Origin of the sequence: Cohnella herbarum (genome assembly GCF_012849095.1) — a bacterium.
In the GTDB taxonomy this organism is placed as follows: domain Bacteria; phylum Bacillota; class Bacilli; order Paenibacillales; family Paenibacillaceae; genus Cohnella; species Cohnella herbarum.
The window spans coordinates 1,418,368-1,429,724 of record NZ_CP051680.1 but is presented as its reverse complement, the minus strand read 5'-3'; the positions used below and the strand labels follow the sequence as shown (position 1 = coordinate 1,429,724).

Below are 11,357 nucleotides of genomic sequence, written 5' to 3'. Positions count from 1 at the left end.
CGAAGTCGCAGCCCAAAGCCGGTATCCGGCTTTGGGTTGCCCTTTTAATACGATGGTTTGAGAGAAGGAGAGACTCCGATGAAACGAATGCGGATATGGTGCGGAGGCATCATCGAAGAAACGAATACTTTCAGTCCATTGAAGTGCGCGATGGACGACTTTCGCCGATTCCACTTCGCCTTGGGCGACGAAATTCTGCAAATCGGATTCGAACATGAATTGAAGGGATTTCTCGAGGCGACGGTTGCCGATTCGTCGGTCGAAGTCTTATGCGGCCTGTCGGCGAATGCCGTCTCGTCGGGAACGATGAAGGCATCGGCATGGGAAGAGTTGCTCCGAATCTTCCGAGAAAGCGCGCGATCGGCCTCGGAAGCGGACGGCGCTTATCTGGCCTTACACGGGGCGATGGCGGCGGACGGTTGCGAGGACGCCTGCGGGGCGCTGATCGAAGCATTGAGGGAGAGTCTCGGTCCGGATAAGCCGCTCGTGATCTCGCTGGATCTGCATGCGAACGTTACGCGGAAAATGGTCGAGAGGGTACAGGGCATTGTCGGCTACAGGACGTTTCCTCATACCGATCACCGAGAGACTGGGCAACGCTCAGCCCGACTGCTGTTAAGTATAGTTCGCGACGGGGCGCCGTATCCTTCGATCGCCCTACGGAAAATCCCGATGATCGTGCCTGCCGAGAACAGCCAAACGTCCAGCGGCCCGTTCGCGGAGTTGTGGGCGGAGGCGGAGAAGGGGGAGCGGCGGGGAGACGCGATCGTGACTTCGTTGTTCCCCGTGCAACCGTGGCTGGACCTGACGGACTTGGGCTGCAGCGTCGTCGTGGTCGGTCGGGACGCCGAAGCGACGTTGGCGGAGGCCGATCGGCTGGCCGAGTTGTTCTGGGCGAAGCGTCATGCGTTCTCGGTCGAGTTGCGCACCGTTCGCGAGATCGTCTCGCTTGCATCGGAGGGCGAAGGGGGAGGCAAGCCCTTCGTGATATCCGATTCCGCGGACAGCCCGGGCGCCGGATCGGCCGGAGACAGCAATTACGTGCTGAAGCAACTGCTGGCGACGAATGCGCAAGATCGTCTGAATTGCCTGCTGACTATGGTCGATGCGCCGGCGGTGGCCCGCTCGATCGAAGCGGGGGTTGGCCGATCCGTCGAGTTAGAGGTGGGCTACACGTTAACGAAGGGCAGCGCTTACGGAGCGCCGATCCGAATAGAGGGCACGGTTCGCCGCATCGGGGACGGGAAATTTCGATTCTCCGGAGGGTCCGTCAAAGGGGCGACCGGCAACATGGGGCGCTGCGCCGTGCTTCAGATCGGGCGAATCTCCCTGCTCATCTGCGAGCATCCGACCTTCACGGGCGATCCCGCGCTCTATCGTTCGATGGGGCTCGAGCCGCTGGAAGCGGATCTCGTCCTGGTGAAGTCGGCGAATCAATTCCGGGCGGAGTACGAGACTCTCACTCCGAACATCTACATTCTGGATACACCGGGAGCGAGCACCGCCGACGTCAGGCGATTGGAGTATCGGAACCTTCCGCGCCCCTTTTACCCTTTTGACGACAACTTCGAGTGGAGGAATCTATCATGACGGAACCGATCGGGAGAGAGACGGGCGACGATCGCCGCAGCCAGAAGGTGCGCAAGATCAGCTTCGAGGGCGACGCGCTGCGCATGTCGATGGATTGGACGGTCGAGGATCTGGATAAGATCCAAGTTCTCGTCGAGAGCACGGCGGGAGACAGTCATCCCAGCTCCTATCATCTGGGAGAGCTTGTCGACGAGATCGAGAAAGGCGTTTTCCAACTGGGCGGCAAACCGGCCGTCTACACGACGACGGACATTTGCGACGGCGTCGCCCAAGCGCATAACGGGATGCATTACTCCTTGCCGTCCCGCGACATGATCGCTTCGATGGTGGAGGTTCACGCGCTCGCGACGCCTTTCGACGCGATGGTGCTTTCCTCGGCCGGAGACAAGGCCGTACCTGCCCATCTGATGGCGATGGCCCGGCTGGACATCCCGGCGATCCACGTGCCGGGCGGCGCGATGGGAGCGGGACCCTGCCTGCGCTCCAACGAAGAGCTGTGGCATATGAGCGTCGAAGTGGACAAGGGCCAGATGACGAAAGAGGAATTTCTTGCTTTCCAGAGGGCTTGCTGTCCGACTTGCGGCGCCTGCCAATACATGGGGACGGCCGCTACGATGCAGGTCGTTGCCGAGGCGCTCGGGCTGGCGCTGCCGTGGTCCGCGCTCATTCCGGCGACGAACGCGGAAATTCGCCGCAACGCCCGGGCCGCGGGCCAACAAGTAATGCGGTTAGCCGAAGCGGGAATCCGGCCTTCGGATATTCTGACGATGGAAGCGTTCGAGAACGCGATCATGATCCATTCCGCCGTCGGAGGCTCGCTCAACGCGGTGATGCATATGATCGCGATCGCGAGAGAAGCGGGGATCGAGCTCGACGCGGAACGTTTCGACCGGATTCACCGTCATATTCCGGTATTGGTCGACACGAAGACGGCCGGACACTATCCGACCGAGCTGTTCTGGTATGCCGGAGGCGTCCCCGGACTGATGAACGAGCTTCGCGAGTTCCTCCATCTGGACGTCATGACGGTCACGGGCCGGACGCTCGGGGCCAATCTGGAAGACTATCGCCGAAGCGAAATGCCGAAATTCGCCGAGATGTTCCTGGCGAATTACAAGCTGAACCGGCGTGACGTCGTGTATCCCTTGAGCAAACCGCTCAAGAACGAAGGCTCGCTCGCCCTGCTGAAGGGCAGCCTCGCACCTTCGGGCGCCACGGTGAAGAAGAGCGCGGTCGCCGCCGAAATGCAGACGCATCAAGGTCCGGCCAAAGTATTCGACAGCGAGAGGGAAGCGGTGGATGCTCTGTTGGCGAAGACTATTCGTCCCGGCGACGTCGTTATCATTCGTTATCAAGGGCCGAAAGCGGTCGGAATGCCGGAGATGTTCTTCATGTCGGAGCTGATCGCTTCCGATCCCGAACTGTCCCGGACGACCGCGCTCGTCACGGATGGGAGATTCTCGGGAGCGACGCGGGGGCCGTGCGTCGGTTACTTAGGCCCCGAGGCGATCGACGGCGGACCGATCGCGCATATCGCCGACGGCGATCTCGTCCTTATCGACATTCCGAATCGGAAGATCGACATTGTCGGCATCGCGGGCGAACGGAAGTCCTCCGAAGAAGTCAAAGAGGAGTTCGAGAGGCGCCGTGCGACCTGGCAACCCCCGAGTTCTCGCATACTGGAGCGCTCAGTCAATATACGAGGCTTGCTCGTCCGGCGCTGGAAGGCGCTTCGGTCTCGCCGGGGAGGGTTCGGAGATGAGGCTGCACGGAAGAACGGCGATCGTCACCGGCGCGGCCCGGTCGATCGGGGCCGCCGTCGCCGCGAGATACGCCGCGGAAGGCGCTAACGTCGTCATCGCGGATATCGATGTCGACGAAGCGGAGCGGGTCGCGGCCTCGATCCGCGCGTTGGGCGGCGAGGCGATCGCGATCGGGACGGATGTCTCCGACAAGGGGCAAGTCGAGCGGATGGTCGAGACGACCGTCCGGCGATTCGGAACCGTCGACATTCTCGTCAACAACGCGGGCATCGATCCGAGGCGAGACTGGCTGGAGATGACCGGCGAGGAATGGGATCGCGTCATGGGCGTGAACGCGAAGTCGCAATTATTTTGCGCGCAAGCGGTATTCCCTCATATGAGGGAACGAGGACGCGGGAAGATCGTGAACGTCTCTTCGGTTACTTTTTACACCGGTCAGACCGGTTTCGTACACTACGTGGCTTCCAAGGGGGCCATTATCGGATTTACGAGGGCGCTCGCGCGCGAGGTCGGGGGGCACGGCATCACCGTGAATGGCATCGCTCCGGGAGCCGTGCTGACGGAGACGGAAGGCGAGGACGAGACGGATTACGATCCGATCGAAACCGAACGCGAGATGAAAGGCTTGCAGAGCATCGGCAGACGCCAGACGGCGGGCGACCTGGAGGGAGCCTTCGTGTTTCTGGCTTCGGAGGACAGCGATTTTATTACGGGACAGACGCTGAACGTCAACGGCGGTTGGATCCTGAATTAAGGGGCGGATGACAAATGGATATTCAAATTCGGCCGGACCGCAAGAGCGGGCCTCTGAAGAAGCTGCACGGCGTGAACAACGGACCGGTCAGCTTCGGCTCGCTGATCGACGTAACGGAACATTTTCGCAACGCGGCATTCCCGCTGATCAGACTGCATGACGTGAATTGGCCTCATGCCTGGGAAGTGGACATTCATACGATTTTCCCCGATTTCGGCCGCGACCCGGAAGATCCGGCTAGCTACGACTTCGAGAGAACGGATACGTATATCGCGTCCATTCTCGAGACGGGAGCGAAGATCGTCTACCGGCTGGGAGAAAGCATCGAGCATACCAAGAAGAAATACTACGTGCATCCGCCCGCGGATTACGAGAAATGGGCGAAAGTATGCGTGGGCATCATCCGGCATTATAACGAAGGATGGGCGAACGGCTTTCATTACGGGATTCGGTATTGGGAAATCTGGAACGAGCCGGACAATCCCGACAACCAGGTGATGTGGACGGGAACGCCCGAGCAATATTACGACCTATACCGCGTCGCCTCGCTCGCGATCAAGCGTCATGATGCGACGCTTAAGGTCGGAGGACATGCGGCCACGATGGTCAACCCTTCGTTCACCCAAGCGTTCATCGCGTATTGCCGGGAACATGTTCTTCCGCTCGACTTTTTCACGTGGCATACGTACGCAGGAGATCCGGAAGCGGTAGCGGCGAACGCGCGACTGGTGAATCGATGGCTGGAAGACGCCGGATACTTCGATATGGAGTGTCACTTGAACGAATGGGGGTTCTTCAAGTCCGCCGGGGAGCAGCTGTGGAAACCCGTGGGGGCGGAGCAGCGGCATACGACTTTCGAACGGATCAAGACCGAGGAAGGCGCTTCGTTCGCGGCGGCGCTGTTCGCTCTGCTCCAGGATTGTCCGGTGCACGAAGCCAACTACTACGACGCTCAGCCCCATAACTTGTTCTGCGGACTCTTCGACCGTTACGGCGTGCCGACCAAAGTGTACGACGTGTTCCGTAAGTTCAACGAGTTGTGCGGTTACGCGCAACGAATCGAAACGGAAATAGAAGAGGGGGCGTCCGGGGTATACGCGCTCGCCGCGACCAGCGACAGCGGAAACTCGGCGCTGTGGATCAGCAATTTCGGCGGAGAGAGCAGGGAGTACCGAATCTCTTGGCCGGGGCTCGATTCGCGGCGGGGAGAGTGGCTGCTATTGGATAAGGAGCGGCGGTTCGACGGTCTGGAAGCCTCCGCCATCGCAAGCGAAGAGGACGGCGCGGTTACTGTATTCCTGCCGAAACATTCCGTGTTGTTCGCCAAGTTCGATTAACGCCGGGGGAGCGACGCAGACATGGACGATATTGTAATCAGAGAATTGGAGCCGGGGGACGGCAAGGTTCTTGCCGATTACTTCCGGCTATTGTCCGAAGAAACGAGAGGGTTCTTCCCCGGGTATCCGTTCACGGACGAGGAATCGCTTCGAATCGCCAAGGAAGAATCCGGTCATTCGGATTTTAAACGTTATCTGGCGATCTCGGGGACCGACGGGGATGGCGGCGGGAAGCCGCGAGCGGTCGGCACCGTCTGGTTCTGGAGTTGGAATCGCGCAATCCCTTGGCTTGGCATCTCAATCGCGGACGATTATCAGGGCAGGGGATTAGGGAAAAGAATGATGAAGCATGCGATTGCCCAAGCGCGCGAGTCCGACAAGGGCGGCATTTTGCTTACGACGCATAGGGATAACTTCAGGGGGCGCGCGCTGTACGCAAGATGCGGTTTCGAAGAAATTGGCCATGACGATCGTGGAGAAATTTTGATGCTCCTTTCCTACTAGAAGAACTGCTGGAGTTAAGAAATCGATACATCCGAGCCTGAAAATTTTGTCGAATACGGGAAGCCTGACAGAGTACAATGAGGATATAGTTGTTAGAGAAAAGGAAGCGATGCCGTTGAATCTCGAAGAAAAAGTAACTTCAATCCGACTTTTTCCTAAGCTGCTCCTCAGTTTTCTGCTCGTTCTTGCTCCCCTGTACGTCATCGGAGTACAGATCAATCTATCCGGTTCCAAGAACGTTAAGCAGGAAATAGAGGACTCGTTGTCATCCCGCGCCGGTCTGTACATGGAAATGCTAGACAACGACTTGGAATCGGTCCTCTTCTCGTTACAGGACTTCATCGTCGACGACGACGCCCTTGGATTGGGAATGGCCGTCAGCATTATGTCCGATATCGAGAAGACTCAAGCGATTCTGCGCTTGAAGGAGAGAATGGACAACTTGGCTCGTTCAAGCAATTTCATCAAGGAAGCGGCGATTTTCATACCGCTTATCGACCGTACCATCTCGTCGAAAGCCGATGCGATTACAGATTTCGACCGGGAACAATTCCAAGGGTTGCTACAGGAAATCAAACCTCGCGATATGCCCTTCTTGGAGTGGAAAGATCGGCTGTTCATTCCTCTCGTCTATCCGCCGGTGTCCATGGGCAAGAATCCCGTTTTCACCGTTATGGTAGAGATTTCTAAACCGGAGCTTGATTCGACGTTAGCCCGGTTTTCGAATAAAGGCGGGGGAGTCATGCTCGTCGGCTTGTCAACGGATCGGGTTATTGCGAGCGCTTTCGATATTCCGGACGAATTATTCGAGAAACGCTCGGACTTGATGAAGGAATCGAAGAAAAACGCTTTACAGACCGTGTCGATCGAGGGCGATTCCTATTTGGTGGCACGGGAGGATTCGGACGCTTCGGAGATGAGCTTGATCATGTACGTTCCGGCCAAAAACGTAAATCCGGCTCTCCGAACCCATAGTTACTGGTTAATCGTCCTGTCGATCGCATCGGCGATCATCGTGATCGTGTTCTCTATCGGGATTTACCGAATGATTCATAGACCGCTGATTCGTCTGCTGCATTCGTTCCGCCGCATCGAGAAAGGGGAACTGAATCTGACTCTCCAATACCCGCATAAGGACGAGTTCGGTTATCTGTACGGAAGATTTAACGCGATGGCCAAGCAATTGAACATCCTGGTCCACGAGGTCTACGAACAAAAATATCGGGCGCAATTGTCCGAGTTGCGTCATCTGCAGTCGCAGATCAACCCTCATTTTCTCTATAATACTTATTTTATTTTGTACCGGATGGCGCAATTAGAAGATAACGAGAACGTCATTCGGCTTACCAAACATTTAGGGGAATATTTTCAATTTATCACTCGCGACGGCGCGGATGAAGTGCCTCTCGGGAAGGAAGCCCACCATGCCAGAACCTATATGGAAATCCAGATCATCCGTTTCTCCCGCAGAATCGAGGCAAACTTCGGAAAGGTACCGGAGGGTCTCGAGAATATGCTTGTGCCGCGACTTATCCTTCAACCCATTATTGAGAACGCATACAATCATTCGCTCGAGAAAAGACCGAAGGACGGGTGGTTGAACGTGGAGATGGACGTATACGGGGATCATCTCGTTATCTCGGTAGAAGACAACGGGCAAGAGTTGACTCCGGACAAGCTGGAGGAGATGCGAAATAAGCTTCAATCGCAAGACGAACCGGGCGAAAGCACGGGCATGCTCAACGTTCATCGCAGGCTTAAGATCAAATACGGCGAGTCGGGCGGACTTCGCCTAGGAGCAGGGGAGAGGGGCGGTTTGAAAGTGGAAATCGTGATTCCGATTCGAGAGGTGGGCCTATGAACCGACTGCTTATCGTGGACGACGAGCCATATACGGTTGACGGGTTATACGAGATGCTCTCCAATATCGAAGATTTAGAACTCGATCTCTATAGCGATTATTCCGCCGAAGATGCCATGCATCGGTTAAGCCGATCGAAAATGGACATCGTGCTCAGCGACATTCGCATGCCCGGCATGGACGGGTTGGAATTGCAGCGATGGATTCGGAACCGTTGGCCGAGATGCAAGATTATCTTTCTGACCGGCATCGGGGATATTTCCTATCTGCAGCAAGCGGTACGGGCAGGCGGGATCGATTATATTCTGAAAACGGAGGGCGATGAGGCCATCGTTCACGCGATTCGCATCGCCATCGCCGCGTTGGAAGAGGAGGCAAAGAACGATCAGTTCATGCTTCGGGCGAAAGAGCAAGTTCGTCAAGAACTGCTTCTACTAAGAAGGGAATGGTTCGCGAGCTTGACCGACTTCGCTTGTAATCCGCTCGTCTTCACGGAAACCCGTTTCCGGGAACTGGAGTTATCGGTGTCCCCGGTCGATCGCGTGCTGCTCGTGCTGGGCAGAGTGGACCGATGGCCGGAGAATACGACAACGTCGGGTAAAACGCTGCTGATCTATGCGATCCAGAACATCGCGGAAGAGTATTTGGGACAAACGCGGTTTCAGTCGATCGTGCTAAACGATTCGCAATTCGTATGGCTTATCCAACCTGGAGATTCAGAGGAGGGTCCGGGACTTGCTCGTACCTGGGAGGAGACTCTGACCTTCGCGGCGGGTACGTTGGACAGCATTCAATCCACGACGAAGGCACTTCTTCGCTTGCCGCTGTCTCTCGTTACGACCGGAGAGCCCTCAGGTTGGGAGGAAACTCACCTAACCTACAACAGGGTCAAGAAGAACCTTATTCTTGGATTCGGGACGGGCACCGAGATGTTGATTCTAAGATGCGACGCCGGTGAATCGCCGGAATATACTCACTCGCTGTCGATACGGAAGCTCGCGGAATTGGAGACGGCTCTGGAGACCGGCCGCAAGGACGAATTCAACGAAAAGCTGGATGTCGTTTTCTCTATGCTCCCGAGCGCGTTCGGACTTTACGCCCAGACGTATTATTCCGTGGCCTCATTGCTTCTCGGACATTTAACGAAAGTTTCCAACGGAATGACCGGCAACGAAGCGATCATGGCCAAGCTTATGAATCTTGGTCACCATGTTCAGAAGGATTCCGCGCTGCAAGTGCTGAAAGACGCGGCTGCAGGCTTGTTCTCCGGAAGAATGACGACGCTTGACGAACGAACGAATCGCATCGTTAACAAGCTGAATCAACACGTTCGCGAGCATCTGGACGGCGACTTGTCGCTCGATCGGCTTTCGGAGCTCGTCCATCTTAATTCATCCTACTTATCGACGATGTACAAACAATATACCGGTTTCAATTTATCGGATTATATCTCGGCTCTTCGAGTCGAGAAGGCCAAGGAAATGCTGGAGGATTCCTCTTGGAAAATTCACGAGATATCAGTGAACGTGGGCTTTGGAACGGCGGGTTATTTTACGCGTTTCTTCAAGAAATTTACCGGTCTTACGCCTCAAGAATACCGCAACGGACACGCGAAATGGACCGGCAATGAACCGGCTAATAAGTGACAAACGAAAGAGAAGCTTTCTAGAAGAAGTGAAATATACGGAGTTCCCGAGGGAGTTTATACTGAAAACGAAAATCAAAACTTATGGAAATCAGGGGAGGAAAAGCTTTGATTCAAACCTCGAAAATCAAGTTGTCTTATGCACTGCTGGCGATGACTGTCGTCCTATCCGCTTGCTCGGGAGGAAACAATGCCAAGCAAGGGAATGGGGAATCTTCGTCGCCATCTTCATCGCCTTCGGCAGTGGCATCCGCTTCAAGCGCCGCCGCTTCGCCATCTGCGACGAGCACCGAATCGGAAGCCGACCTGCAGTTCGGCAAGTACGATCCGCCAATCGAAGTGTCGACGGTTCGTTCAGTCGGCAGCGGCGTTCGGTTTCAGGAGGGTCAGTCCTGGGAGGATAACGTGTGGACGCGCAAGCTTATGGACTCCTTGGGCATCAAGCTCAAGCACCAGTGGGTCGTCAATACGGACCAAGGCACGGAGAAGATGAACATTTCCATCGCCTCCGGGAACCTTCCGGATTTCTTCTCCGTCAACGCGACGCAGCTCAACCAGCTGGTGGAAGCCGGACAGATCATGGATATGACCGATATCTATCAGAAATACGCATCGTCGGCCTTCAAAAAATATACGGAGAGCGTCACTAACGGTCTTGAGACTTCCACGTTCGACGGCAAGATGATGGCGCTTCCTACCGGATCGGCGACGAGCGACAACGCTCCCTTGCTCTGGATTCGGAGAGATTGGCTTAAGAAGCTGAATTTACCCGAGCCCAAGACGATGGCCGACGTGTTGGCCATCTCCGAAGCCTTCACGAACCAGGATCCAGACGGCAATAACAAGAAAGACTCCTACGGTCTGGCCGTGAACAAGACGCTGCTGATGTATGAAGACGGGCAGGCATTCGGCTCGTTGGAAGGCTTCTTTAACGGCTATCACGCCTATCCGCAAGGCTGGATAAAAGGCGAAGACGGCATGCTGGTCTACGGCAGCATTCAACCTGAAATGAAGCAAGCCCTTGCTGCATTGCAGCAAATGTACAAAAACGGCCAGATCGACAAAGAATTCGGAGTGAAAGGAGACGCGAAGGTGCTGGAGCTCGCCAGCGCGGGCAAGCTAGGCATGGCCTACGGTCCGATGTTCTTCTCGCTGACTCTGCTGGATAGCCGCAAGAACGATCCGAACGCCGATTGGCAGGCGTATCCGCTTGTTTCCATCGACGATAAACCGGCCTATTCCCAGACGAAGGCGAACGCGATCAGCGATTACTACGTCATCAATAAAAATGCCAAAAATCCGGAAGCGATGTTCAAGATGATCAACGTCTCCGTCGATTTGGACATCAACCCGAACGTGACCCAAGAAGAGTACCAAGCGTTGACTTACGAAGACGACATCGAGCTCTGGCAGTACTTCCCGTTCTCCGTCGTCAATCCGAACAAAAACCTGGAAGTTCACAAGAAAGTCGTCGCAGCTCTGGATAGCAAAGACACGACGGGATTGAACCAGGAGCAGGTGGACGCCTATAACAACAGCTTGGCGATGGAAGAGGGCAAAGGAGATGCGACCAATTGGGGCATGAGTAAGGTGTTCGGTAGAGAGGGCTCCTACTCGGTCATCGACAAGCTCCTGTCTGCGAATTTATTCAAACCGAGCGAATTCATTAAGTCGCCGACCGAGACGATGACGATCAAGAACGCGACGCTGCAGAAGCTGCAGATCCAGACGTTCACAAAGATCATCATGGGCGCTTCCCTGGACTCGTTCGACAAGTTCGTTGAAGATTGGAAGAAGCTCGGAGGCGATCAGATCACCGCCGAAGTTAACGAAGCGATGCAATAGAGACGAAGAGTCGACCGTCGGTCGGCAATGGAAAGGCGGGGCGGTCAAGGGATGTCCC

At 55.8% G+C, this 11,357-nt stretch carries 8 protein-coding genes; all 8 read left to right on the top strand.

Annotation, left to right across the window (positions count from 1 at the left end; all coding sequences use genetic code 11):
• Window positions 1-78 precede the first annotated feature (78 nt).
• The 8 genes from HH215_RS06120 to HH215_RS06085 all read left to right on the top strand — a co-directional run bounded on the left by HH215_RS06120 (window position 79) and on the right by HH215_RS06085 (window position 11,299).
• Window positions 79-1,590 (top strand): M81 family metallopeptidase, encoded by a 1,512-nt coding sequence (locus HH215_RS06120; RefSeq protein WP_169279094.1) that lies wholly within the window; start codon window positions 79-81, stop codon window positions 1,588-1,590.
• On the top strand, window positions 1,587-3,440 hold the full coding sequence (gene ilvD / locus HH215_RS06115; protein WP_217362279.1) for a dihydroxy-acid dehydratase: 1,854 nt from the start codon (window positions 1,587-1,589) through the stop codon (window positions 3,438-3,440). Before HH215_RS06120 ends, ilvD begins: the two co-directional genes overlap by 4 nt.
• The gene (locus tag HH215_RS06110) at window positions 3,349-4,107 is read left to right on the top strand and encodes an SDR family NAD(P)-dependent oxidoreductase (RefSeq protein WP_169279093.1); all 759 of its coding nucleotides are present in this window, start codon (window positions 3,349-3,351) and stop codon (window positions 4,105-4,107) included. The genes ilvD and HH215_RS06110 overlap by 92 nt, the downstream gene beginning before the upstream one ends.
• A 14-nt stretch (window positions 4,108-4,121) precedes the next feature.
• On the top strand, window positions 4,122-5,444 hold the full coding sequence (locus HH215_RS06105) for a GH39 family glycosyl hydrolase (protein ID WP_169279092.1): 1,323 nt from the start codon (window positions 4,122-4,124) through the stop codon (window positions 5,442-5,444).
• Between the two features lie 21 nt (window positions 5,445-5,465).
• Window positions 5,466-5,948: a GNAT family N-acetyltransferase gene (locus HH215_RS06100; RefSeq protein ID WP_169279091.1), complete on the top strand. Its 483-nt coding sequence runs from the start codon at window positions 5,466-5,468 to the stop codon at window positions 5,946-5,948.
• Between the two features lie 115 nt (window positions 5,949-6,063).
• On the top strand, window positions 6,064-7,809 hold the full coding sequence (locus HH215_RS06095; RefSeq protein ID WP_169279090.1) for a sensor histidine kinase: 1,746 nt from the start codon (window positions 6,064-6,066) through the stop codon (window positions 7,807-7,809).
• On the top strand, window positions 7,806-9,455 hold the full coding sequence (locus tag HH215_RS06090; protein ID WP_169279089.1) for a response regulator transcription factor: 1,650 nt from the start codon (window positions 7,806-7,808) through the stop codon (window positions 9,453-9,455). Before HH215_RS06095 ends, HH215_RS06090 begins: the two co-directional genes overlap by 4 nt.
• Before the next feature lie 107 nt (window positions 9,456-9,562).
• Window positions 9,563-11,299, top strand: a complete 1,737-nt coding sequence (locus tag HH215_RS06085; RefSeq protein WP_169279088.1) for an extracellular solute-binding protein — start codon at window positions 9,563-9,565, stop codon at window positions 11,297-11,299.
• Window positions 11,300-11,357: the final 58 nt, after the last annotated feature.